The following is a 22,831-nucleotide window of genomic DNA, read 5'->3' on the forward strand; positions in this document are numbered from 1 at the left end:
ATCTCCTTCGGGTTGAAACTACGCTCTTGTGGCGTAGATTGTTGGTGAATCATAGCGCAGTTTCGAGGATTATTTTGAGTGCTTCTTTTCCTGGCTTTCGGAACACTTCACGGCGGAGCTGAAATGCTCGAAGATATGGCGTGAGCCTGTCCTTAGAGATCCTCGATGTGGCGAGAGCCACCGTCGCGCCAGCGAATCTGTCTCAGTAGATTCGCGGCCCGACGCTCCGAGACGAACGTCTTGATTGGTATCATCGTTCGTCGGGTGACGCGGTCGCGTCACCCCTGCCTGCTGTGACTTCTAACTACTGCTGAGAAGGGATCAACAATCCTCTACCCAAGAGCGATCGCCTATGGCGAGTACGGCGATCCGGAGGGGAACCCGATTGTGTTGTTCCACGGTACGCCTGGCTCTCGATTGTTAGGGGCACTGTTTGACGACATTGCGGCAACAGCCGGCGTCAGACTACTCACATTTGATCGACCGGGGTTTGGCCAGTCAGATCCGTGTCCAACGCGATCGATCACCGACGCCGGGGAGTATGTCACGACTGTCCTTGACGATGCTGAGATTGAGACAACGGCCCTGCTTGCCTTCTCAGGGGGCAGTCAACATGCGATTGCCACCGCGGCTACCGATGATGATCGAGTTGCAAGGATCGACATCGTCTCCGGAGCAACCCCACCAGCAGCCAGTGAGCTACGCCTGCGATGCAGCGGGCTCTCGGAATGCTTGCTACACACACTCCGACAGTGCTTCGTGGCCTCTTTCGAGGACAGGCTTGGATGGCAACCCGACGTGATCCCTCGTTTGTCGTATCGCAGTATCGAGGTGCCGACCCTGACACCCCAATTGATGAGCAGGTGGCGGCAGTCGTCAAGGCGGATTTCCTCGAAGCAGTTGCGAACTCACGACAGGGTGTGGTCACTGAATTCCGGAATACAGCAACAGAGTGGGAAATTGAGTTCAGCGCACTCGATGTCCCGATAGTCATCTGGCATGGCGACAATGATACAAACGTCCCAATCGAGAATGCCCAGCAGTTTGCCGAAGAAACGAATGGAGCGCTAAGAGTAACCGAGAATGGAGATCACCTCCAAACACTTGTTGAATCCGTTCCTACAATATGTGAGGCGTGGGGTAAGTGATCAATCCCAGCCTAAGCTAACCAACAATGAGGTCAAACAGGGGCAAATAGTTGGTTAGCTATGTTTGGCAGTATATTGTTTGAGGGCCTGTTTGATTGCTTCCGATCGGTTGGTAACACGGTTTGCAGCCACACGCATCAATGCTGGCGGCGAATAGCCGTCCGCATAGCCGAAGATCCGATGGACTGCTGCTGTGGGAACGGCGACCGGAATGAAATCCGCTACTGTGTAGATTAGTGGCGTGGATGTATCGTCCCACACTGTCGTCGTAGCCCACTCGTTGTCGTCCTCGAAGGTGGTTCCGATCCGGCCAACGCCGATGTATTCGCCATCCTGATGGAATGCAACCAGATCACCCGCGGTCATCTTTTCGAAGGTATCGGCCCTACTTTCGGGGGCCCCGAAGAAACGTACTGACTCCAGTTCAGCAATCTGTTCAGGCAGCTCTGGGTATTCATCGGTCTCGACTGCTGAGCGAACCGTCGCATCGAAATCCGTGGGTGTGGATCGTGCCAGAAAGATATTGGAACTCACACAGATTTGTTACGTTAGAAATGATAAATACTCTCTGGAACGTTTTTATCTCCACTCCAGGTGCAACCATCAGCCGCAAATCGATGACGCCACGATCAAGGTTGCTGACGATAGTGTCGAAGTCGAAAGTGATTGATTCCAGCAGTGGTAACCTCATATCTACATTGTCTGGCTCTGCCTATCGTCACAGGTTGTACGTGAGCCCCTGTCGGCTACAAACGATGAGGACGTACAGTTAGCTTACAGCCGAAATCTCAATTCCACCGCTGTTGAATGCGAGAGTTGTACTATCTACGACGGCGTGAAATCGTTTCCGATGGTGGCCGTCGGGGTCAAGTGCAACAGTACTCTCGATCAGCCCCGTTGATTCAAGCGAATTAAGCCGGCGGGAGATCGTCGGACGTGACGCATCGAGTTCGTCAGCTAATACCCACCACTATCCTCAAAACATCGGCCACATTTTGTCGTCGTTGTTGAGACAAGTTGATCAATGGCGGCCTGACTGAGTTGGTCTTTTGAGAGGTTATTCGTTGCTCCACAGGGACTTTCGAGTGTTTGTTTGCCTACCTCTTGTTTGTGGACTGTGTTTGATGCCTCGTTTAGAACACCATCCATGGGGTCATTACTCAGACAGGACATATGATCTATCTGCTTGTCTGACCAAGACGGTTATATATGGCTGTCTGAGGGGGTGCATAGGGTGATTGAGAGTATCCATCTAGCCGGTTCTTCGTGACAGCCCACAGGTAAAGCGGTTGCATTCGTGGTAGCAAAATCCAGTAAAAACGAACCTCAAATTTCACTGGCTACCTCTCTTGCATAATTATCGGTATCCACCATGCAATTTGCATAAGTTGCGCAAAGTCGTTCTTTTGACCATGGTAACACGGCGTGTCACACTCACCGAATCTGTGGGGTCGCATCCGGTTGGCACCACTCTTGAAGTATCAAACGTGTATGGCTCGTATCACGTGTACGATTACAGGCTCTCAGGGCCAGACACTGATAGTGACACTGTCGAAGTCACCAGTGATAGATTAAAGAATCAGTCGAAACAGTGCGAAAAGAATAGCGGAAAGACTGGCCTTTCACATGGTGGTTATTATTAGAAGCAAAGCCATCAAGGGTAATTGCCACATAAGCGCCGCGTATTCAACACTGGCGGATCATTTAATCTGGTAGTTGACAAATCCCGGGTGACCGATACGGAGGCTGCATTCAGCAAATCAATCGGTCGGTATCGTACTCCCTGCTCACCTGGTCAGGAACGATATATGACGAATCTAAATCATAGCGAAATAAAACCGGGCACATCATAGATTTGGGATTCAACCCGAATCCGAATATGTTCGATTGATGTACCACCCGATAAGAAGCCGCATATCTGTTGATAGGGTGGCACCCCATTCATCCAGATAGAGGGAACGCCCATGACACAACAACCCACAACAGATCGACGAACCGTACTGAAGACCGCCAGCGTCGGCGGTGCGATAGTGGCTGCAGGGTGTATGGGATCGGCTGCACCAACGGCTGACGAGAATACCGTCGATGGCAGCTCAACAACGACTGCTGAGGAAGCACTCCCAGAAGCGAAGTCAGTCGATGCCGACCGCGTGGCTGCGGATCCAACCGATATTCCGGCCCCGATCGACCGCTCGGAATCACGCGAACACGATATAACGCTTACTGTCAAGGAGGTGACCGCCGAAATCGAGGAAGGGGTCACGTTCGATTACATGACCTATGACGGCCAAGTTCCGGGGCCGATGGTTCGGGTGCGCCAGGGTGACACAGTCAATCTCACCTTCGAGAACCCCGAGGGCAACGACCTCCCACACAACGTGGATTACCACGCCGTGTATGGCCCTGGTGGTGGTGCGGAGGATACGACAACAGCACCCGGAGAGGATGCAGAAATCCAGTTTACTGCAACCTACCCTGGTGCGTATATCTACCACTGTGCGGTACCGAATATGGACATGCATATCAGTGCGGGCATGTTCGGATCGATCCTCGTCGAACCGAAAGACGGCCTCCCTGAGGTTGACCACGAGATCTACCTCGGGCAACACGATGTCTACACAAAGGGTGATACTGGCGAGGAAGGTCACCACGGGTTCGACATTGACTCGATGATGCGGGAGAACCCGACGTACGTCCTGATGAACGGAGAGAAGTATGCGATGACGGCCAACAACCATGGCCACGCACTCGAAGCTGAGACTGGTGAGACAGCTCGTGTCTACTTCGTCAACGGGGGCCCGAATCTCACCAGTAGCTTCCATGCGATCGGCAACGTCTGGTCGCGGCTCTATCCGAAAGGATCGTTAAGTACTGAGCCCCAGACAGACATCGAAACAACATCAGTCGCACCCGGGACAACAACCGCTGCGATGATGGAGTTCCCGGTGCCTGAAACAATCAAGCTTGTCGACCACGCGCTCACACGAGTCGCCCGCAAGGGCTGTCTCGCGACGGTCAACGTTGGTGGTGCTGAAAACCCAGAAATTTACACCGCTGATCCGTAGCACCGTGTTGATCGTCGCTCTGGTCGCTTTATTTTCGTTCTGATAGTCCACGGAGATGTCGAGGAGTGAGGGCAGAAAATAAGACAAGAAACTGCCGAACACATTCGGATTGTATACCAATCGGTGACAGTTCCATCCCTCATACATGACCCAGTAGTGTGAACGGCCGATTGTATGCAACTACAACGAAAGACAATCGCGAAGGTGATCGCCGTTGCATTCGTGTTTAATCTCCTCGTGATGGGCGGTGGGGCCTGGTTCGCGTACCAGGAAGCACCACCGATTCCTGAGGAAGTCGTTGGCCCAGACGGTGAAGCGCTGATGACTGGTGAAGATATCAGAGAGGGAAAGAAAGCCTTCCAGCAGGGCGGATTGATGAACCATGGGTCGATTCTCGGCAATGGTGCCTACTACGGTGCTGATTACACAGCCGATGCATTATCACTGAAGACCGAACACATGCGGGACTATTATGCCCGTGACCAATATGGCTCAGACTACGAGTCGCTCCCGTCCGATCAACAAGCCGCAATCGGTGATGTAACCGAGCAAGATCTGTCACAGTCCTACGACGGCGGTGCGATTGAGTACAGTGCTGCCGAACTCTATGCCCACCAGCAGGTGCGACAGGAATATGTTGAGCGGTATCACGAGGGCAGCCACGCCCGAGGCATCCCGGAAGGGATGATCGACTCGGAAGCTGATGCCGAGCAGTTTGCGGATTTCGCGATGTGGACGGCATGGTTTTCTCATACCGATCGTCCTGGTGGTGACAACTCGTATACGAACGAGTGGCCATACCAACCTGACGCTGGGAACGATGCGACCGGCGCAGCGATGACATGGAGTGTGATTGCGATGATCCTACTCGTCGGTGGAGCTGGTGGCGGCATCTGGCTGTACACCGCGGTAAGCCTACCTGAACCCTCCTCAAAAGGCATCTCGGTGCCGAAACCAGGTGACGTGAGTGTGTTCCCCAGCCAGCGGGCAGCGTTACGGTTTATCCCTGTTGCTGCGGGGTTGTTCTTGGCGCAAGTGTTATTGGGTGGGTTGCTAGCTCACTTCTATATCGAACGGGCTGGGTTCTTTGGCATCGAAGAGATTTTTGGAATCCATATTCTCCAACTCCTGCCGTTTGCCATCGCCAAGACGTGGCATATCGATCTGGGAGTGTTGTGGATCGCGGCTACGTGGCTCGGGGCAGGACTCTTCTTGCCACCACTTCTCACCGGTCATGAACCCAAGCGACAATCGACATACATCAATGTGCTCCTCGGTGCGATCGTCGTCGTCACCGTCGGCGGCCTCGGCGGGATCTGGCTTGGCGCGAACGGCTACATCGACGGCGAACTGTGGTGGCTCATCGGCAACGAGGGCCTGGAGTATTTGGAGGTTGGCAAGCTCTGGCAGTTTGGGCTGCTGGTCGGCTTCGGTCTCTGGGCGGTTCTCTCAATTCGAGGGCTGAAGCCGTTGCTCGACCGTGAGCCGGTCTACGGGCTGGCTCACATGATCCTCTATGCGGGTGGTTCGATCGCGCTGTTGTTCACGGCAGGCTTCTTCTTTACTCCCGAGACAAACATCGCCGTCACCGAATTCTGGCGGTGGTGGGTCGTCCACATGTGGGTGGAGGGTGCCTTCGAGTTTTTCATCGTCGCTATCATCGGCCTGACGCTGGTTTCGATGAATCTTCTCAAACGCCGAAGCGCGGAGAAGGCGGTGATGTTGCAGGCCCTGCTCGTAATGAGTACGGGCGTCATCGGCGTCTCCCATCACTACTGGTGGATCGGAATGCCCGATATGTGGATCCCAATCGGCAGCGTGTTCTCGACGCTGGAGCTCCTGCCGCTGGTGTTCATCCTCTATGAGGCCCTCGGCCAGTATCGTGTGATGGACGCCTCGGGTGGCTTCCCCTACAAACTGCCGTTTATGTTCATCGTTGCCAGCGGTGTCTGGAACTTCGTCGGTGCAGGTGTCCTGGCTTCTTCATTAATCTCCCGTTGATCAACTACTACGAACACGGCACCTACCTCACCGTCGGCCACGCCCACGCAGCGATGTTCGGCGCGTTCGGCTTTCTCGCGTTGGGCATGGTGACCTACATGCTTCAATTATCGATCAATCCCGATCGCTGGGATGGCTCGTGGCTGCGGGCCGCATTCTGGGCCTGGAACGTCGGCCTCGCGCTGATGGTATTCGTCTCAGTGCTCCCAGTGGGCTTCCTGCAGTTGGAAGCGGTGTTCACCGAGAGCTACGCCGCCGGTCGGAGTCTCGCGTTCTACAATCAACCGATCATCCAGAATCTGTTCTGGGCACGGCTGCCGGGGGATACGCTGATCATTCTCGGCACTGTGATCTATGCAGCCGATCTTATCCGCAAACGGTTCGTGCTGCGAGCCTCAGAAGACGACCCAGCGTCGACGACATGGCAGTTGCTGAGGGCGTCCTCAACGACGACTGAGACCATTCGGTTCGAACCGACTCGCTGTCGATTTCCGTTCGCTACTTCTCGGGAGTCGGATCCTCACTGCTGGGCGTCCCATCTGATGTCTTCGTCGCAGTCGGACGAAGCCGCCGGCCGAAGAGGGTGACCGACAGCGGATCGGGACTGTGCGTGTGGAGTACGAGGAGTATGTTGGCGGCGAACACGATGACGCCAGCCATGAGCAAGCCGCTCCCGGCAACGAGTATCGAACCGATCCCGAGGTAGTTTCCTCCAACGATGGCTCCCGTTCCCGTCGTCAGCAGCCCAAAATCGACAGCGGCCAGCCGGTCGCTGTACAAGTCATCAATCATTGGCACCGGCTCGTAGCCCAACTGGTCGCTGTAGCGGTCGACCCAGATGATGAACGGCACGATGTGATACAGCGTGCCGCAGATCACAAAGCCGACAACACCGATACCTAACAGGACGCCGGTTCGTGGCGCGCCGAACAGGGCTGCCTCCGCGAGCGGCGCGGTCAGCCATGTTGGCACTGCCAGTACTGCCCAGCCGGCAAGAGCACTGGCAACGACTGCATACCGCGAGAGCATTGGCGTCCACGGTACCTTTGTTTCGACCAGCCGGCGGGTGAGGATCACCGCGACGCCTACGAGTGTCGTACTGATGAGGAGGCCGCCGGCAGTCGCAAGCCACGCAACCCCGAACAGCCGGCCGCCGGCCAGCGCAAAAATACCTACCGGGTAGCCGACACCCTCGAACCGCTGGAGGTAGCTATCGAGCCCGTGGATCTGGGTTTGGGTAAACATCGTCGCCAGCTGGTAGAGCGCGCCGATGACCGTCATCAGTACAACCCCGAAACCAGCCAGCGTCGCATGCGTTGCCCGTACGGCGATCCGTGAGACACCAGTCATCGTGAACAGCGGTGTGGTGAAATCGACCGCAAGCAGAAACCCGAGACTAGTCACGAGAACGAGAGTGCCGACCGCGAATATGAAATGTAATTCAGTGATATCGAGAGACTCACATCGCCACAGCGTGCGGCCGATATTGTAGGCAAAACACCAGAACCCGACGAGGAGCACTGCGCCGAACAGCGGGGTAAGTGCCAACTCACCGAGCGTCAACACAGCGGCAAACCCCAACAACCCGGTGCCGACGAGCCACAGTTGTAGCGTTGCGAGCCGTTTCGAATACAGCGCAACGCCTGACCAGACAGGAATAAACTGCGTCATCGCACCCATGATGGTGATACAGACCCAGCCGGCGAGGACTAAATGGAGGGTTGCAAGCGGGAGCAACGAAGTCGGTGTCCCGGTCAGCGTTGCGATCCCACCAACCCCACCAACACAGAGGAAGCCGATAGCGACGAGAAAATGTCGCAACGGGATCCGCATCGGTGGCCCTCCGTCGGTATCAAGATCGGTTGCCAGTGTCGACATATCAGCCTCTTCAGGCCGAGCCGCCGTGCCGGTGTCCCCGAATACGTTCGGGTGGCAGTGTTTACCGTCCAACTATCAGTTTACTCGTCTGTTGGATTGAACAGTTCAAGCGCAGTTTCAACGGTATCATCGTCGTATGCATCAGCGCGATCAAGCACGGATACCGGTGCCGCAACAATCTCGTCGACGATCGCAGTAGCCATCGTTTCAAGAATCTCCTTCTCAGTGGTCGACAACGAAGAGTCAACGTCAAGCCGATTGTAGGCCTGCTGGAGTTCAGCCGTTTTGATCCGCTCGGCCTGTATGTGGATCGCCGCTTGAGCAACCGATGCATTGGTGTCGGTCGCTACCCCAGCCTCCTTGTCGTCTACTTCAGTCAAAAGTGTTTCAGGCGTATTCATAATCAGTCTGCAGTCGATGTATTGTGGTCAGTCGTTGGATGCGCTGGCAGTGGGCCCTCATACTCGTCAGGAACATACTCACAGAGTGGATCGGCCGCCATCGGGTCACCGGTGTACGCATAGGCCCGTGACCGACTCCCACCGCAGACATGTTTGTACTCACACGCACCGCATTTGCCGCCGAGTGCCTCCGGCTGGCGAAGCGACTGAAACAGTTCTGTGTCTCGATAGATATCGACGATCGAATCCGTCCTGACGTTGCCCGCTGATTTGGGGAGGAAGCCAGAGGGGTATACCTCCCCACGATGACTGACGAACGCAAAGCCGTTGCCTGCGGTGATCCCCATCCGTCGCCCAATCCCATCGTCTGGTGAAGTCTGTGGCCCGCTTGCGTTCTCCTGAGACATAGCCACCCGGCGGTAGTGTGGGGCTTCAGTTGTCTTGATCCCAAACTCAGCTTCCTCGTCGACCGCATAGAGCCACTCCATTACGGCTTCCGCACGTTCGGGAGCGATCGGTGTCAATACCCGGCCGCGACCGACCGGAACAAGAAAGAACACCGACCAGAGCACAGCTCCCACGTCGGCAACGAGGTCGCGGATCTCAGGCAATTGGTTCACCGTTTCGGCACAGACGGTGGTGTTGATCTGGATCGGGAGCCCGGCCGCCTTGGCTGCCGTGATCGCATCCCGTGTTTGGTCGAAACTCCCGGGCTCACCGCGGAACTCGTCGTGAGCGGCCGCCGAGCCGCCATCGATACTGACCGCGAACCGTCGGAGGCCGGCGTCGGCCAATCCCTGCACGCGATCGGCCGTCAGCGAGTCTGTTCCGCTTGGGGTGAGTGTCATCTGGAGGCCGATGTTGGTGCCGTACTCGACGAGCTCTCGGGTGTCGTTGCGGGCGAGGGGATCGCCGCCGGAGAGGACGACCAGCTGATTCTTGCCGAATTGACGGGCGTCATCGAGAAGCTGTTTGCCCTCCTCGGTCGTGAGCTCCTCGGGATGCCGGGTCGGTGTTGCGTCGGCGCGACAGTGTTTACATGCCAGTTCACAGGCCTGAGTCAACTCCCAGATGAGGACGAACGGCCGTTCCGTCGTATCAATGGCTCGTGGGTTCATGAGTCGGTGTGTCGGGTGTCGCTATCGTCTGTGGTATTCAATTGATGCTGGCACTCATCCTGTCGCAGGACGGAGCGAGATGGTCGGACGACCGTGTGGAATTGGTACGACTGGTAATGAAGCCGGGAAGGGCTAAACCACACTCCCGAATATGTTCCCCACAGAGAACCGACGAATGAGACGAACATCTTCGGGATCAACCTCCTTGTTCTCGCTACCCGAGACTGAATCGATGGGAAACACCGCTGACCCACTATCAACGACTGATGCACCGATCGATGCCCCACGAGAGACACTCGATGCTCGTGAGTTGCCACCTCCGCAGCCCCTACAAAAAACGCTCGAACGATTGACTGAGCTGGACGACGAGACGGTGTTGGTACAGCACAACGACCGCGCGCCACAACACCTCTTTCCAAAGCTGGACGATCGCGGCTACAGCTATGAGACGGTCGAAACAACGGACGCAGTCGTGACGGCGATCTGGCGCGACTAGCCTCCCCTCAATTTGAGCATACGTCCATAGTCGCGACACCCCTTGTCGACGACAGCGACGGCCCCCTTCGCAGCCGGGACAGAATGTCTGTTGACACGGGAGTTCGCCGATGAGTGATCGTGGGGTGGAACCACAGGTGAAAACCTCACGTAAGACGGGATTCTGCCTGCGTTGTCGCCGACTATTGTTTTGGGAACGTCGCGGCAAACTCGTTGTCGTCGCGCTGTTCGAGTTCATAGTTGTCGGCATCGAAGGCGTCGATCTCGGCCTGCATCTCGTAGAACAGTGGCTTCGGATCGTGATCGTTGATGATTGTCAGCGACTCGCCGGCATCTAATTCCTCGAAGGCAGCGTGGATCTTCGGGTGTCGTTGTTGCGGTGGGATCTCACGAACATCAAGCGTTGTGGTTGTCATACAGTCCCTGATAGTGTCCCTGTGGGTATGGGCCTGCTCCCGAAGATGTTCAGGTGGGTTCCCTCAGGCGTGACTGATCGCCACGCGCCACTCGTCGTCGTCAATCTGTGTGGTGTCGTATTCGTAGCCTTTCCGGGAGAGCACCGGGTACAGTGGTTTCGGCTCAAAGCTGTTGATCAAGAGGGCCGTCTCTTCATCACCAAGGCTGTTGATCGCGGCCATGATGTCACTAAACGGTTCGCCGTCGATTGCGCGTGCATCAACCGTTTGTGCGTATCCGTCTGCGGAGTCTACAGACATACCCTCACGTTACACCGAACCCCAGATACGGATTCTCCCGATAGTGTTCGGTTCTGATTCGGATTGACCACAGTCAGTGACGGGGGTCGCCGAACAACGTCCAAACAGTACTCTGGGCGATTTTGATCACAACATAGCCGAGAAGTCCCCACAGAAGAGCCACAGCAGGTGACTGAAGAGACACCCCGACTCCGGCGGCGATGATACCGACGGCGATTTGCGGCGGTGGCGTGATAGACACATAACTCACATGTCGGCGGAGGGCCCTCCCTCCTTTGACGAACATATTCGGATTCGATCTTATCCGTGTCAGTCACCAAGGAACAGCTATGGTAACGCAAACCCACGACGACGAACACGGCAACGATCACCCACACAGCGACGCCGAGCCGATCACCGACCATGTCCACGACACCTCGTGGTCAGCGAACCTTGAACTCCCACAGCATGGCGAGGATCAGGAACTCCTCATCCGCCAGGCCATCGACGCCATCGAACACACCGAGTCAGGGTACCACGTCAACCTCGTCACCCACGGCGACCACGGCCATCCCTCAGAGTATCTTTACGATGCACTCGATGCTGCCGACATCGACACCGAAATCGACTACGAGTATATCGAGCAGTGTGGCTGTGGCGGTCACGTCACCCGCGTTCACCTCGGTTGACGATCCGACCTGCGACCCGCTTGTCCCGAGCTCTCTCCATGGCGTAACCCTTTCACCGTCTGTCGAGAAGTTCCGACAAATGGTCGGCCTCGTCGGCTCACTGCTGCTTATCGCTGTCGCCACCGCCGTTATCTGGGTAGGAAGCCAGCACTTCGAGCGGGCCGCCGGGCGACTCAGCAAGCATTACGGGCTGCCAATCGCCGTCCACGGAGCGGTCGTCGTCGCCGTTGGCTCCAGTTTTCCTGAAATCAGTTCGATCGTCATCAGCACGGTCGTCCACGGCGAGTTCGCCCTCGGTGTCGGTGCAATCGTCGGGAGTGCCATCTTCAACATACTCGTCATTCCGGCACTCTCCGCGTTCGCCAGCGAAAAACTTGGATCAACGCGGAATCTTGTCCATCGAGACACCCAATTCTACGTGATCAGCGTCCTCATCACCTTCATCGTCTTCGCGCTTGGGGCCACGTACATCCCAGGCGGGACAAACACGGCCGCGATTCTGACGCCGGCACTGATGGTGTTGCCGCTCGGAACCTATCTCACCTATCTCTTCCTCCACCAGCAGGATGCCACCGACTACGTCGGCGAGGAATTCACGATCGACCCTCGGAAAGCGGTGCTGCGACTGACAATCGCCCTGCTTGTGATCGCCGTCGGCGTCGAGGGCCTCGTCCGTGGCGCGCTGTCGCTGGGCGATCTGTTCGGCACCCCGAGTTTCCTGTGGGGGCTGACCGTCATCGCGGCGGCGACGAGCCTCCCGGATGCTTTCGTCAGCATCACCGCCGCTCAAGATGATGACAGCATCACCAGCCTCACGAACGTCCTCGGCAGCAACATCTTCAATCTCCTCGTCGCCATCCCTGTCGGCGTTCTGCTGGCCGGTTCGGCGACGATTAACTTCCTCGCAGCGGTGCCGACGATGGGGTTTCTGGGTCTTGCGACGCTCGTCTTTTTGGTTTTCGCCCGTACCGATCTCGAACTCACAGATCCGGAAGCTGTCGGCTTTCTTGCGCTCTATCTTCTGTTTGTGGTGTGGATCACGCTTGAATCGCTCGGCGTTATTGAAACTGTTCGCGGTATTTAATCGACGACGTACGACTGGTGATCGCCACGCGTCTCGGTATCGACGAACTGGTGGCGGGTTCCCTCCCCGACCGCGCCGGCTGACGATTGGTCGCCTTCAGTCGTCGCGTACACGTCGTTCGCGCCGTCGAGGCCGTGGTCGTGGAGCCGCTCGGTGATAGCTGCTGGGAGGGTTTCACCTGCCTTGCAGTCGACGACGACGAGCTGGTCGGTGAAGCTCTTGGCCACGAACGCGTCGTCGATAGCGTCATAGTCGGCGATCTGGTCAGTAAGCTGCCGGAGTTCGGTCGCTCGGTCGACCATGCGATTTGTCAGGTCGGCAGCCGCAAAGCCAACAGCCCGAACACCTTCGGGAGTAGCGATAGGGCGACGGCGATTGTTGTTCCTGTATGGTCGATATCTCATTCCCGTTCAGCGACAACGATGGTGCGGCGTTTGATGATATCGAGGATTTTGTCCCCGAGAACATTCCCGAACCCGATAGCTTTCTGGACGGCCACGATGTGTTGACCGGCGATACCCACGTCGCCTTTCATACGCTCACCCGCGAACTGTTCGAGGAGCGCGGCGTCTATGATATGACCTTCGACTACAACCTCGCGCGGCTGAACCTTGATCCACGCCACCCGAACGCCGGCTACCGGTACGCCGAAGACGCCGACGAATCGACCGTCCTGCGGGCGGAGTTCACGCCGACGACACCGTTCTGCCCGCAGACACACACGCTGACGATCGGCTCCTTCCGGGCGTGGAACGGGTTGGGCGGCCGCCACGACTACGAGTGTGTCCGTGTTCGCAGCCACCCGATGCATCACCAAAGCGAGACGATCAATGCGAAACTAGCCGAAATCGAATCAGTATATCGAAAAACAGGCGAGGTACCTGACTCTGGTGAAGTCGGCGACCGTAGCAGCCGGAGCAGTACACCGTCAAGTGAAGCGGGAACCGAAATTAGTGACCAAACCAACTCATCCGACGCGCCATTTTGATTGTGAGTCGGCGGCATCGGTAGCATTGCAGCCCTCCTGACCGTACATGTTCGTGCGAACCCCTTTCGGTCAGCATCAGCAATGCTGAATCAGATGAATTTAGGTTTCCCTAAATCAATTGGCAGCACAATCCTCGGGAACATCCTCGATCAGTCACCGCAAACACTGGAGCGTCACCGATGACAGCGACGAGCATCGACGCCGAGCGGGACTACGACGACAAGCGGTTCTCGGCGGTCGAGCTATGCCGCACTGATCGCCAGAAAACCGTCTGTGGCTACTTCGAGCCCGGCCAGTTCATTCCTGTTCATGCCCCCGACAGCGACGTGGTAATCACTGTTCTATCCGGGAGTGGGCTCGTCCGCGAGGGCGATACCGATCACGGTGTTGAGCCGGGATCAGTTGTTGCTGTCGAAGCTGACACCGATCGTGGGATCAAAGCCGATGACGACAGTCGATTGGAAGCCGTATTGGTCACCGCGCCACCGCCGACCGATGGCGAACACGATCCGGTGCGACGTGGGTTGAAACACGATGCGTTCGAGCCACCGGAGACCGAGCAATGACAACTGTCCGAACCTTGTCCGCCCTTGACGGTGAGCCTCACACTCGGGTCTTCCCTAACGCAGAACCGAAGACAATCCGGCTCACGCTCGCAGCCGATGAGGAAATCCCTGCGCATACACATCCGGATCGTGAGATCGTCCTGTATCTCGTCACCGGGAAGTTGGAGCTACGAGTTGGCGAGGAGACTAATATGGTGGAAGCAGGTGACATCGCTCGGTTTGGTGGGGATAAAGCCATCTCGCCGCGGGCAATCGAACCAAGCACGGCTCTCATCGTATTAGCACCAGCAGAAAGTGAGTAATAAACCGAACATGTTCGTCAATGCTGATATCCCTCGTGAGCCCAGACTACCTGACATGCTAGTACAAGCGTCGAAAATCTCGATCCCTCGGAGCACTACATTATGACCCAAGCGAGATTGACGGTTACCCTCCCGGAGCACATCTGGATTGGGGATGTATCACGAAAACACCCTGAGGCCGTCTTTAAGATCATGACCGCGGTGCCGGATTCGGGTGCGGCGTTTGCTTTGCTTAAACTTCAAACGTCAGAGCCAGACGCACTCATCGAATCGATAGACAGCCACGAAGAGATCACTGAACTCTCGATCATCCAACAAACAGCACAAGAAGTGACTATTCAGGTTGAGACTGTTAGCCCACCGTTACTCCATCTGTCGGCTCAAGCATCAGGAATGCCGATCGAATTTCCAGTTGAAATAGCCGACGGACAGGCAACTGTTGACGTCACAGGCTCCCATGAACGACTTTCGGAGCTTGCGTCGCAGTTGCGCAACTTCGATTTAGATTTCAATATTGAGTACATCCAAGAGCGGTTACACACCACGCAACTGCTCTCAGAGACCCAACAGGAGTTGGTGCTGAAAGCTGTCGAATTAGGATACTATGATACTCCTCGGGATTGTTCATTGACAGATGTCGCAGAGGCAGCCGGGATTGCGAAATCAACCTGTAGTGAGACACTGCATCGCGCTGAAGAAACCATGATCAAACACTTTATTGACGATATTCCCACGCCGATCGAATCGGAACGACGTATCTCAGCTCCGGAGTAGGGCTGGGACTGAAACAAGTTGGTAGCAAACAGGGTGATCAGCCGCGGACGACGATTGCACCTTTCATCCCAAGAGCCTCATGCGGCGTACAGAGGTACTTGAGAAGTCCCGTTTCGGAGACTGTCTGTTCAAAGGTATGGCCACCATCAGTCACCGTTTGACTCTCAAAACTACCGTCTTGGGCAGCAACATTATGCCCACCGCCTTCGCCAGTCCACTCCCAAACGACCGTTGTATCTTGTGAGACAGCAACCGCAGGGGGATCAAAGGCGATCCCATCGTTGCCAGCCCCAACAGCAATAGTGACCGTGTCTTCGCCGGTCAGATCGCGGGTCTGGTCGTAGTTATCAACATCATCTAACCAGCCCTCATACTCAGGTTCGGAGTCGAGAAATTGGCTGTCGCTTTCCGTCGAATCGCTGTTATCGGTTCCGCTGTCGCTACCACCGGAACTACCGCCGCCACTGCAGCCGGCAAGTGCTGTCATCGAGGCTGTTGCGCCGACCAGTTTCAGGATCGTCCGCCGGTGTGTTGTGTCAGTCATAGTGTGTCCTCACGTGATCGAAGCCTCGCCACCACATTACCCCTCTCGCAGATTCCTGTCGATCGGGAGGTGTGGCGAACCAGTTCGGGTCGAATCTACGGGCTGTTGACAATATGTTAGCTGTGAGGCCAACGGCCATGCTGATCAAAAATAGACCATCCACAGCTTATCGTGAGGCGGTCGGGTGTTCTGGTGGACGGTCATCTTCGTATATCAGTTTCAACGCGACGCCGAGGAACACCGGCGAGAGTAACGCAGTTCCAAGTACACCACCAAGCACCGCGAGTTGTCCATCCGACGAGAGACCGTAACCTGACGAGTCCCCAGTAGCAGCATCGCCATCTGTGCTGGTGCCGGCGTCGTTTTCGGTGCCACCCGATGATCCACTACTTGCGTCAGCAGTGGGCGTCACAGCGTCACCAACGGCGATTGCACCGACCATTCCAGTGCTTGGTGAGGAACACAGACGTATTTGAAGAGTTCACCGTCAGTTTCGTCACCAAAGGTGTGTTCAAACGTGTGTCCGGCTTCGCTGACGGTCTGACTTTCGAAACTGCCGTTTTCAGCGACGACATTGTGGCCGCCGCCTTCGCCAGTCCACTCCCAGACAACAGTTGTACCAGGATCAATGGCGATCGCAGCTGGCTCAAACGTGAGTCCTGACTCGCCAGCACCGACACTGATTGTGACTGTCTCCTGTCCAGTTCCATCGACCGTTCCGTTGTAGGTGTCCGTCTCGTCAAACCAACCACCATAGGGCGATTCTTGGGCTGTCACATTGGAAGTCATCGCCACTGTCGCACTCGCTGCGGCTCCAGCCTGAAGCAATCCTCGCCGACTCAGTGACGTCGACGATTGCGTCCGCTTGGTTGGTCTCTCTTTCCTTATCGGCGTGCTCGCATCTGAAGATCCTGAATTTCGGTTTGATGTCCTCATATATTATCGAACACGCCGTAGGTAAGAGTGCATTCAGCCGAACATATTCGATTATAACACCAAGATTAGATTATACCAGCGAATCAAGCGCAACCAGCAAGAGAGATATGCGTTTTTACGACGGCAAATTAGAATCTGTCTGGTTGGTCACTACTGGAAGACGAATCGTAATTGCTGTCCCACCCGTTGCACTTTCGTCGACCTGAATGGTACCATCAGATCTCTTGATCGTCCAGTATACTAACCAAAGTCCCAAGCCACTGCCGTGAGAGATATCCTCGATTGCATTACCGCTCTCCAAGACATTCGTATCGAATCTCACCAGTCCGGGCCCATTGTCTCGTATTGTTAGGATCGCGGTGTCATCATTAACAGTGAGTGTAACTCCTACGTGCGTGTTCTCACTATCGTTGTGTATGATCGCATTCGTAAACAGCTCTTCCAGCGCGGATTCAAGCGAAGAAATCGCCGTTACCGTACAAGAGGTTGTTTCAGTCACCTCGATGGTTGTGTCAGGCCATTCCTTAGACAGTCGGGTAGCAACCTTTTCGATTAGCGATTGAATCTCGACCGTAATAGGTTTTTTATCACCGATAAGCACGGATACAACTGCACGAGATTTCTCACTCGTGTCACAGAGATCGTTTGCCTGATTGACGATGGCTTCCGCGGAAGCTTCGAAATCACCATCGAGTTCCTCGTGTAGGTCTGTAGCACGGCCTCGAATCACATTCAAATTATTCCGGATATTATGCCGTAGGAAGTTGTCAACGACATGTAAATGGCGAGTACGCTCTTTGAGTTCTGTCACATCACGGGCAGAAATGATAATTGAGACGATTTCCCCGTACTCGTCGGTAACCGGCCGAACCATACCATTGAGATTGTAGGGGTCTCCATTGGGGTAGGTCAGATCGGCTTCGTAGGTAACGTACTCACCGGCAGCCGCTTTCTTTACAGTCGTTTTGATGAGTGACTGATGCTCTTCGGAGAACCACGGTGATTCCCAGACATCTAGCCCTTTCACATCCCGCAAACTCGCATCAATATACTCCATTGCAGTCTCATTAACATCCAAAACAGTGCCATTGATATCGACGACGACCACCAAGATATTCGGATCATTCAGCATCGCCTCGAAGCGTCGCTCATTCCGGCGTAATTCCTGTTCAGACTCTTTACGGTCAGTGATATCTTGTTGAAACCCGACGAAATTCATCAAACCTCCATCATCATCGTAAACTGGAGCAATCGAGACTCGGTTCCAAAACGACTCTCCGTTCTTCCGATAATTACGGAGTTCGACTGTCACCGGTTTTTCATTGTCGATGGCTTTTCGCATCGCAGCCACAGGTTCGTCAGCTGTCGCTGCTCCTTGGAGAATTCTGTGATTCTTGCCAACTGCTTCGGCCTTCGTATACCCTGTCACCGCTGTAAACTCTTGATTGACATACACCATGGGATTATCCGGCTTGTCAGGGTCAGTGATGGTGATTCCGACTGGAGCCTCGTCCATCGCTCGGCTGCGTATCTGAAGGGATGATTCAGCCTTTCGTGCCTGTATCGCGTGTGCGATATCATCCCCCAACTCAGTGAGTAGCTCTTGTTCGGTCTCATCGAATGCGTACCGTCGATCTGCAAACATCGCTAACAGGCCATACAGTGTCTCATCGTATTCAAGTGGGACAACCCCCAGCGATTGAAAACCACGATCAGTGGCGTCGTCACGCCACTGTTCATATTGCGGATCTTCGGAGATATCTTGTGAGATAGCAATTTCCCGATCGTGATACGCGCGCCCACCAGGAGCTTGCCGACCTGGAGCACCCTCGGCGACACACATATCCAATATTTCAAAGTACCCGTCCGTATCACCAGCCCATGTTCGCGGTTCGATTTCCATTGTCCCGGTATTGACTTCCGCGATACACGTCGCGAGGTAGGGATCAGCGTTATTCAGGATGGAACAAACGTTCTGTTCGATTTCAGCGACCGTATCGGAACGAACCAAAGCACCGTTGAGATTCCGGATGACATCTGTAATTCGCTGGTGATCCTCCGCTCGCTGCTGGGATCGATACCGTGCTACAGCATTTTGTAGCCGGTTGGTCACGAGCGTGGTGTGATCGGTTCCACTCCTTTGTCGAACGTAATCGGTTGCACCAGCTCTGATGGCATCGCTGGCTACTTGTTCTGAGCCTTTCCCCGTATAGAGAATGAATGGGAGGTCTGGATATTTCTCACGGATGCGTTTGAGAAATTGAATCCCATTCATTCCTGGCAGGGAATAACCTGAGACGACACAGGCGTACTCTTCGTTAGCTAATCGATCGAGTCCCTCACTGGCGCTCGTTGCAGTTGAGACGATAAATTCGTCTTTGTTGTGAATCGGGGATGATTCAATCTGACCAGCAGTCTCCATCTCATCATATACATAAAGAACGCGACTCTTATCGGAGGACATACTCATACCGGTGTGCCGGACTCTCGTATCGCAGTATATGGTATCTCCCTGCTTGATGTATTCCGCACGGACCCCCGATATACGGCTTGGAAGAGCTATACCGGCACCCAATCTTCGACGAGCCGGCAATACGTCTCTTCATTGTCTAATACTATTGGTGTGTGCTATATTTATAACATGGTGGATCAGGCAGATTTAAATGAATTCATTTTCAACCCCTTGCTGGACACCAATACTCAATTGCTCACAAATTTCGATACCCACCTCACTGATCCCTTATTTATAGACACGAGGATGTCTCAACAGATCAGTCAGAGGGTATAATAAAGAAATTTTAAAGGTGCTAATTGCAGCCGATTGCTACCAATTTACTTCGAACACAGTCTCAGCCCCGTCGTCTGTTGCATCAACGCGCCCGTAATCAGCGCCAAAGTGTTGGGCAGTACCTTTGATGAATCCGACCTCCCAAGCAACGGGATAAGGCGTTGTAGACGTGATCACAGCCTGTCCTTCTCCCTGTGACTCGCATGTATACTTCCCATCGGCGTTCCGATGTTCAGTTTCGTATATCTCTTCGAGATGATCTAATCCATCCTGTGGTGATTCGATTTGACTCGGCCAATCCAAAAATCGTGGTGTGGATTCTCCAACCTTATTCAGTGCGCTTTCACCGGTATTTTGCTCGACAGCCTCAAGCACGTCTAAGAACTTGGCAAGCGGATACCACTCCTCAGGCTTTGGATCCGGTCTTTCGATACCTTCCTCGTCGAGCATGTCGCGCATTCGATCCTGAAATACGGACATGACCCCGTCTATACAGACCTGTACCATTTCACCGCGCACATCTCCGTCTAGGTTTTGTTTTGTGAATGACATTAGTCATCACCCTCCTCTGCTGCGGGAGGTGTTTGTATTTCGACGGGTGCTTCCTCGTCAGCCGCCCACTCAGTCCACGACCCATCGTAATTGACCGCATCAGCACCAAGCAACTCTGAGAGAACGAACCAGGTTACGGAAGATCGTTCTCCAATTCGACAGTAAGCCACAGAGGACTTCTCCGATCCGATATACTCCCCATAGATGTCCCGCAGTGCTGACTCTGGTTTGAATGTTCCATCAGCATTCACTGCTTTCCCCCACGGGACATTGTCCGCTGTTGGGATGTGGCCTTCTCTGTTGGTCGTGTTTGGAATCTCAGCCGGGGGCTTTTCGCCTCGGTACTCCTGTGGGTTCCGAACATCGATAATTGGTCGATCTTCGTTGAGTGTTTCGAGGATGTCGTCCTTATAGCCCCGAATGCTTTCATCCGTCCCCTCGATCACGTACTCCTGGGCGGGGTACTCTGGCACTGACTGGGTTTGTTCGTAGTCTTGGAGTTTCCAGTATCGGCGGCCGCCATCAAGCAGTTTGACATTCTCATGCTGATAATACTTGAGAACCCAGTAGGCGTGTCCAGCAAACCAGTTTGCTTGATCACCATATACGACGACGGTCGTATCTTGTGTGATGCCAAGGTCTCCGAAGAGTGTTTTTGCCTCTGACGGATCGATAACATTACCGCCTAATCCGTCGATGATGTCTTCTTCCCAATTGATCTGGACAGCACCAGGGATGTGCCACTCATCGTAAACCCCTGGATCCATATCGACTTCAACAAGCCGATAATCGGGATCATCACTTTGGAATCGATCTAGATGGTCACGGATCCATTCAGCCGAACACAGTGGCTCGGTATCAGGATAGGACACATTAAGATCTGGGAGGAGACTTAATTTAAGCATTCGGGGGATTATTATTTAGTAAATATGGAAGATTGCAGCGGGATGAAATCATGATTGGCTCCAAATACAATGCGGAGACATTGATATCGGTTGAGCTGTAAAGCAGAACGAATTACTGAGAACTACATGCCCTCCATGCTACACACGCGCATCGGGTGCATAACAGACTTAGGTAATTCAGAACCATTGCCATATCCACTCTGATCCCATGAAGAAAAGTTGATATAATTACACGACTTGGTTGCAGGTGATGTTTCATCGGGCACTCACACTTTCGCTCCTTTTTCTCATCGTGACGGCAGGCTGTACAGCAATTCAACCCTCGTCGGCCAGTGTGACTGTTGAAAATGCGGAGTCGATCAACTACCAATTGAGCGCGTACATAATCAACGACTCAGTAGGTGCTGGTAACGTGACGTTTCAGGTGATGAATAGCACGGGAACTCCCAAAACCGTTGAGCTCGTGGAACTGCAAACCGATGGATCATACTCAAATGGTTCTCTCGCCGACAAGTGGAATGCTACTGAACGACAGGTATCGATTCCTGCACATGAGACACTCACGGCTTCGTTTGAGAAGTGGAACCCCGGCATGACAATTGTGTATATAATCGAGGACTCTGAGGGACGAATCGTCCAAACCGAATATGCTGAGTGTTCTTCCAATACTCTGGCCCATACCTTCGTTTTCTCTGACGGCCCGGAGAATGGATACGAAGCGACTTGCTCCCGATGAGCCGGTGTTCAGACGCAGATAGCAATTCAATCGTTTCTTCAGGGTTCGTGAATGCAGATGGATTCAACGGCACTTTGATCTTCTCTTGGGTTTTTGATGCTTGCCGTTCACCAAAGAGATGTGAACCGCCGTCAGTTCCTTGCTGCAATCAGCAGCGTTGGCGCGTTGGCTTATTCTACCAACGTTTCGCTCAGTTAGGCAAGAGCATGTAATTTCTATGGGAAACTGGTTGAGAATGTATAAACAATTATTCCAACCTTTTCGTCTGACACGGAATTCCGCGTTCACTGATTGCCCAAGACAGACAGTCTATTCTTCGTTCGATTTGTCAGCGCAATTCACTGAAACCTTGATAACGAAGGGAACCGTGAGAGGTCGATATTTAAATGAAACTGGCAGTTTTCGGTGCCACAGGTGGAACAGGACGTGAACTAACTGCGCAAGCAACCACAGCAAATCATACGATCAAGGCACTTACTCGAAACCCTGCAAAACTACCATCGAACAGTTTAATCACTCCTATCGAAGGCGACATTCTCGACTTGAATCCTGTCGAGGCCACCGTGGATGGGTCGGACGCAGTTATCTGTCTTCTCGGACGAACGGCGAACAACCCCGTCGACGTAGTTTCTCGCGGTACGGCGAATATTATCGAAGCGATGCAGGCACACGATATCAGTCGACTGGTCGTCTTGACATCAATGGGGCTTGGATCGAGTGTCCAACAGATTCCGTGGTACGTCCGTATAGCGAACGTGACTGTGCTGCAGGATCTGATGACCGACAAAGCCAGACAGGAAGAACTCGTTGCTGGGAGCGGTCTTGACTGGACAATCGTCCGTCCTGGCGGCCTTACAAATGGGCCCCGAACCGATGATTACGTACACGGTGTTGACGGCGACGCCACTGCTGGGCCGATCTCACGCGCAGACGTTGCTGATTTCCTTCTCCAAGTTACCGAGTCTAAAACATATCTTCAGGATATGCCAGTCGTTACAACGAACCAAAGTATTGACACCGGATTTCTCTTGGAGCAGATCACCGCTGTCGCTCACCGTCTCCGGGGTGGGTGATTGAATCCTTGGTCGGCCGAGTCTGACAGCGATGGGTATTCAGTCTCGCTTGAACCGTAACTCCGGACATCTCTTTCTCCGTTTACCTTACTT

The 22,831-nt window shown here is 54.3% G+C and carries 24 protein-coding genes and 4 pseudogenes; 13 read left to right on the plus strand and 15 right to left on the minus strand.

Annotated features, from left to right (window positions below; genetic code table 11):
- Positions 1–49: 49 nt before the first annotated feature.
- A pseudogene (locus ACFQJB_RS02580) lies at positions 50–195 on the minus strand (IS1595 family transposase); the annotation flags it as partial.
- A 192-nt stretch (positions 196–387) separates the two neighbouring features.
- On the opposite strand from ACFQJB_RS02580, the pseudogene ACFQJB_RS02585 reads away from it, so the two are divergent.
- Positions 388–633: pseudogene (locus ACFQJB_RS02585) on the plus strand (alpha/beta fold hydrolase); the annotation flags it as partial.
- A gap of 152 nt (positions 634–785) precedes the next feature.
- Positions 786–1,148, plus strand: a complete 363-nt coding sequence (locus ACFQJB_RS02590) for an alpha/beta hydrolase family protein (RefSeq protein WP_379728057.1) — start codon at positions 786–788, stop codon at positions 1,146–1,148.
- Positions 1,149–1,202: 54 nt separating this feature from the next.
- Here ACFQJB_RS02590 and ACFQJB_RS02595 read toward each other — a convergent pair whose 3' ends face one another.
- Both ACFQJB_RS02595 and ACFQJB_RS02600 read right to left on the minus strand, forming a co-directional pair.
- Positions 1,203–1,682 (minus strand): hypothetical protein, encoded by a 480-nt coding sequence (locus ACFQJB_RS02595; protein ID WP_379723599.1) that lies wholly within the window; start codon positions 1,680–1,682, stop codon positions 1,203–1,205.
- A 235-nt stretch (positions 1,683–1,917) separates the two neighbouring features.
- Positions 1,918–2,097 (minus strand): annotated as a pseudogene (locus tag ACFQJB_RS02600) (ArsR family transcriptional regulator); the annotation flags it as partial.
- Between the two features lie 1,015 nt (positions 2,098–3,112).
- On the opposite strand from ACFQJB_RS02600, the gene nirK reads away from it, so the two are divergent.
- A complete protein-coding gene (gene nirK / locus ACFQJB_RS02605; protein ID WP_379723602.1) occupies positions 3,113–4,213 on the plus strand; it encodes a copper-containing nitrite reductase in 1,101 nt (366 codons plus the stop codon).
- 174 nt (positions 4,214–4,387) lie between these two features.
- Positions 4,388–6,671, plus strand: a pseudogene (locus ACFQJB_RS02610) (nitric-oxide reductase large subunit).
- 41 nt (positions 6,672–6,712) lie between these two features.
- On the opposite strand, the gene ACFQJB_RS02615 reads toward ACFQJB_RS02610, so the two are convergent.
- The 3 genes from ACFQJB_RS02615 to ACFQJB_RS02625 form a co-directional block, all read right to left on the minus strand.
- Positions 6,713–8,092 carry a hypothetical protein gene (locus tag ACFQJB_RS02615; protein WP_379727934.1) on the minus strand — a complete coding sequence of 460 codons (1,380 nt, stop codon included), beginning with the start codon at positions 8,090–8,092 and terminating at the stop codon, positions 6,713–6,715.
- An 80-nt stretch (positions 8,093–8,172) separates the two neighbouring features.
- The gene (locus ACFQJB_RS02620) at positions 8,173–8,493 is read right to left on the minus strand and encodes a hypothetical protein (protein ID WP_379723605.1); all 321 of its coding nucleotides are present in this window, start codon (positions 8,491–8,493) and stop codon (positions 8,173–8,175) included.
- Positions 8,494–8,495: 2 nt separating this feature from the next.
- Positions 8,496–9,611 (minus strand): TIGR04053 family radical SAM/SPASM domain-containing protein, encoded by a 1,116-nt coding sequence (locus ACFQJB_RS02625; protein WP_379723608.1) that lies wholly within the window; start codon positions 9,609–9,611, stop codon positions 8,496–8,498.
- Between the two features lie 232 nt (positions 9,612–9,843).
- Here ACFQJB_RS02625 and ACFQJB_RS02630 point away from each other — a divergent pair, with 232 nt between their 5' ends.
- A complete protein-coding gene (locus ACFQJB_RS02630) occupies positions 9,844–10,107 on the plus strand; it encodes a DUF2249 domain-containing protein (RefSeq protein ID WP_379723611.1) in 264 nt (87 codons plus the stop codon).
- A 181-nt stretch (positions 10,108–10,288) separates the two neighbouring features.
- Here the strand turns inward: ACFQJB_RS02630 and ACFQJB_RS02635 are convergent, their stop codons facing one another.
- The gene (locus ACFQJB_RS02635) at positions 10,289–10,522 is read right to left on the minus strand and encodes a DUF2249 domain-containing protein (RefSeq protein ID WP_379723614.1); all 234 of its coding nucleotides are present in this window, start codon (positions 10,520–10,522) and stop codon (positions 10,289–10,291) included.
- A 63-nt stretch (positions 10,523–10,585) separates the two neighbouring features.
- Complete coding sequence (locus tag ACFQJB_RS02640; protein WP_379723617.1) at positions 10,586–10,822, minus strand: DUF2249 domain-containing protein; 237 nt, start codon at positions 10,820–10,822, stop codon at positions 10,586–10,588.
- 329 nt (positions 10,823–11,151) lie between these two features.
- Between ACFQJB_RS02640 and ACFQJB_RS02645 the strand changes: the two genes are divergently transcribed.
- A complete protein-coding gene (locus tag ACFQJB_RS02645) occupies positions 11,152–11,490 on the plus strand; it encodes a CGCGG family rSAM-modified RiPP protein (RefSeq protein ID WP_379723620.1) in 339 nt (112 codons plus the stop codon).
- 79 nt (positions 11,491–11,569) lie between these two features.
- Complete coding sequence (locus ACFQJB_RS02650; protein ID WP_379723623.1) at positions 11,570–12,574, plus strand: sodium:calcium antiporter; 1,005 nt, start codon at positions 11,570–11,572, stop codon at positions 12,572–12,574.
- On the opposite strand, the gene ACFQJB_RS02655 is transcribed toward ACFQJB_RS02650, so the two are convergent.
- Positions 12,571–12,876 (minus strand): hypothetical protein, encoded by a 306-nt coding sequence (locus tag ACFQJB_RS02655; protein ID WP_379723626.1) that lies wholly within the window; start codon positions 12,874–12,876, stop codon positions 12,571–12,573. The genes ACFQJB_RS02650 and ACFQJB_RS02655 overlap by 4 nt on opposite strands.
- Before the next feature lie 86 nt (positions 12,877–12,962).
- On the opposite strand from ACFQJB_RS02655, the gene ACFQJB_RS02660 reads away from it, so the two are divergent.
- The 4 genes from ACFQJB_RS02660 to ACFQJB_RS02675 all read left to right on the plus strand — a co-directional run bounded on the left by ACFQJB_RS02660 (position 12,963) and on the right by ACFQJB_RS02675 (position 15,204).
- Positions 12,963–13,562, plus strand: a complete 600-nt coding sequence (locus ACFQJB_RS02660; protein ID WP_379723629.1) for a hypothetical protein — start codon at positions 12,963–12,965, stop codon at positions 13,560–13,562.
- Between the two features lie 179 nt (positions 13,563–13,741).
- Positions 13,742–14,128 (plus strand): cupin domain-containing protein, encoded by a 387-nt coding sequence (locus tag ACFQJB_RS02665; protein ID WP_379723632.1) that lies wholly within the window; start codon positions 13,742–13,744, stop codon positions 14,126–14,128.
- Positions 14,125–14,430: a cupin domain-containing protein gene (locus ACFQJB_RS02670; protein WP_379723635.1), complete on the plus strand. Its 306-nt coding sequence runs from the start codon at positions 14,125–14,127 to the stop codon at positions 14,428–14,430. Before ACFQJB_RS02665 ends, ACFQJB_RS02670 begins: the two co-directional genes overlap by 4 nt.
- Before the next feature lie 102 nt (positions 14,431–14,532).
- Positions 14,533–15,204 (plus strand): helix-turn-helix domain-containing protein, encoded by a 672-nt coding sequence (locus tag ACFQJB_RS02675; protein ID WP_379723638.1) that lies wholly within the window; start codon positions 14,533–14,535, stop codon positions 15,202–15,204.
- Between the two features lie 37 nt (positions 15,205–15,241).
- Here ACFQJB_RS02675 and ACFQJB_RS02680 read toward each other — a convergent pair whose 3' ends face one another.
- From ACFQJB_RS02680 to ACFQJB_RS02705, 6 genes are all read right to left on the minus strand, one after another.
- Complete coding sequence (locus tag ACFQJB_RS02680; protein WP_379723641.1) at positions 15,242–15,748, minus strand: halocyanin domain-containing protein; 507 nt, start codon at positions 15,746–15,748, stop codon at positions 15,242–15,244.
- A 166-nt stretch (positions 15,749–15,914) separates the two neighbouring features.
- Positions 15,915–16,160, minus strand: a complete 246-nt coding sequence (locus ACFQJB_RS02685; protein ID WP_379723643.1) for a hypothetical protein — start codon at positions 16,158–16,160, stop codon at positions 15,915–15,917.
- Positions 16,157–16,537, minus strand: coding sequence for a halocyanin domain-containing protein (locus tag ACFQJB_RS02690; protein WP_379723646.1), 381 nt, complete (start codon positions 16,535–16,537; stop codon positions 16,157–16,159). Before ACFQJB_RS02690 ends, ACFQJB_RS02685 begins: the two co-directional genes overlap by 4 nt.
- Positions 16,538–16,799: 262 nt before the next feature.
- Entirely contained in the window at positions 16,800–19,148 is a 2,349-nt protein-coding gene (locus ACFQJB_RS02695) for a PAS domain S-box protein (protein WP_379723649.1), read from the minus strand.
- Between the two features lie 360 nt (positions 19,149–19,508).
- Positions 19,509–20,024 (minus strand): hypothetical protein, encoded by a 516-nt coding sequence (locus ACFQJB_RS02700; RefSeq protein WP_379723651.1) that lies wholly within the window; start codon positions 20,022–20,024, stop codon positions 19,509–19,511.
- Entirely contained in the window at positions 20,024–20,929 is a 906-nt protein-coding gene (locus tag ACFQJB_RS02705; protein ID WP_379723654.1) for a sulfurtransferase, read from the minus strand. Before ACFQJB_RS02705 ends, ACFQJB_RS02700 begins: the two co-directional genes overlap by 1 nt.
- Before the next feature lie 334 nt (positions 20,930–21,263).
- On the opposite strand from ACFQJB_RS02705, the gene ACFQJB_RS02710 reads away from it, so the two are divergent.
- Together ACFQJB_RS02710 and ACFQJB_RS02715 are read left to right on the plus strand one after the other, a co-directional pair.
- Positions 21,264–21,665 carry a hypothetical protein gene (locus ACFQJB_RS02710; RefSeq protein ID WP_379723657.1) on the plus strand — a complete coding sequence of 134 codons (402 nt, stop codon included), beginning with the start codon at positions 21,264–21,266 and terminating at the stop codon, positions 21,663–21,665.
- Positions 21,666–22,051: 386 nt separating this feature from the next.
- Positions 22,052–22,738 carry an NAD(P)-dependent oxidoreductase gene (locus ACFQJB_RS02715; protein WP_379723660.1) on the plus strand — a complete coding sequence of 229 codons (687 nt, stop codon included), beginning with the start codon at positions 22,052–22,054 and terminating at the stop codon, positions 22,736–22,738.
- Positions 22,739–22,831: the final 93 nt, after the last annotated feature.

The sequence above is a fragment of the Halonotius sp. GCM10025705 genome (assembly GCF_042662885.1).
Taxonomy (GTDB): domain Archaea; phylum Halobacteriota; class Halobacteria; order Halobacteriales; family Haloferacaceae; genus Halonotius; species Halonotius aquaticus.

Bases quoted from the DNA above. Each gene is read 5' to 3' on its own strand.
- ACFQJB_RS02650 (WP_379723623.1), top strand. From the start codon at position 11,570: ATGGTCGGCCTCGTCGGCTCACTGCTGCTTATCGCTGTCGCCACCGCC.
- ACFQJB_RS02640 (WP_379723617.1), bottom strand. From the start codon at position 10,822: ATGTCTGTAGACTCCGCAGACGGATACGCACAAACGGTTGATGCACGC.
- ACFQJB_RS02675 (WP_379723638.1), top strand. From the start codon at position 14,533: ATGACCCAAGCGAGATTGACGGTTACCCTCCCGGAGCACATCTGGATT.
- ACFQJB_RS02665 (WP_379723632.1), top strand. From the start codon at position 13,742: ATGACAGCGACGAGCATCGACGCCGAGCGGGACTACGACGACAAGCGG.
- ACFQJB_RS02655 (WP_379723626.1), bottom strand. From the start codon at position 12,876: ATGGTCGACCGAGCGACCGAACTCCGGCAGCTTACTGACCAGATCGCC.
- ACFQJB_RS02670 (WP_379723635.1), top strand. From the start codon at position 14,125: ATGACAACTGTCCGAACCTTGTCCGCCCTTGACGGTGAGCCTCACACT.
- ACFQJB_RS02695 (WP_379723649.1), bottom strand. From the start codon at position 19,148: ATGTCCTCCGATAAGAGTCGCGTTCTTTATGTATATGATGAGATGGAG.
- ACFQJB_RS02660 (WP_379723629.1), top strand. From the start codon at position 12,963: ATGGTCGATATCTCATTCCCGTTCAGCGACAACGATGGTGCGGCGTTT.
- ACFQJB_RS02690 (WP_379723646.1), bottom strand. From the start codon at position 16,537: ATGACTTCCAATGTGACAGCCCAAGAATCGCCCTATGGTGGTTGGTTT.
- ACFQJB_RS02680 (WP_379723641.1), bottom strand. From the start codon at position 15,748: ATGACTGACACAACACACCGGCGGACGATCCTGAAACTGGTCGGCGCA.
- ACFQJB_RS02705 (WP_379723654.1), bottom strand. From the start codon at position 20,929: ATGCTTAAATTAAGTCTCCTCCCAGATCTTAATGTGTCCTATCCTGAT.
- ACFQJB_RS02620 (WP_379723605.1), bottom strand. From the start codon at position 8,493: ATGAATACGCCTGAAACACTTTTGACTGAAGTAGACGACAAGGAGGCT.
- ACFQJB_RS02715 (WP_379723660.1), top strand. From the start codon at position 22,052: ATGAAACTGGCAGTTTTCGGTGCCACAGGTGGAACAGGACGTGAACTA.
- nirK (WP_379723602.1), top strand. From the start codon at position 3,113: ATGACACAACAACCCACAACAGATCGACGAACCGTACTGAAGACCGCC.
- ACFQJB_RS02645 (WP_379723620.1), top strand. From the start codon at position 11,152: ATGGTAACGCAAACCCACGACGACGAACACGGCAACGATCACCCACAC.
- ACFQJB_RS02630 (WP_379723611.1), top strand. From the start codon at position 9,844: ATGGGAAACACCGCTGACCCACTATCAACGACTGATGCACCGATCGAT.
- ACFQJB_RS02590 (WP_379728057.1), top strand. From the start codon at position 786: ATGGCAACCCGACGTGATCCCTCGTTTGTCGTATCGCAGTATCGAGGT.
- ACFQJB_RS02635 (WP_379723614.1), bottom strand. From the start codon at position 10,522: ATGACAACCACAACGCTTGATGTTCGTGAGATCCCACCGCAACAACGA.
- ACFQJB_RS02700 (WP_379723651.1), bottom strand. From the start codon at position 20,024: ATGTCATTCACAAAACAAAACCTAGACGGAGATGTGCGCGGTGAAATG.
- ACFQJB_RS02625 (WP_379723608.1), bottom strand. From the start codon at position 9,611: ATGAACCCACGAGCCATTGATACGACGGAACGGCCGTTCGTCCTCATC.
- ACFQJB_RS02615 (WP_379727934.1), bottom strand. From the start codon at position 8,092: ATGTCGACACTGGCAACCGATCTTGATACCGACGGAGGGCCACCGATG.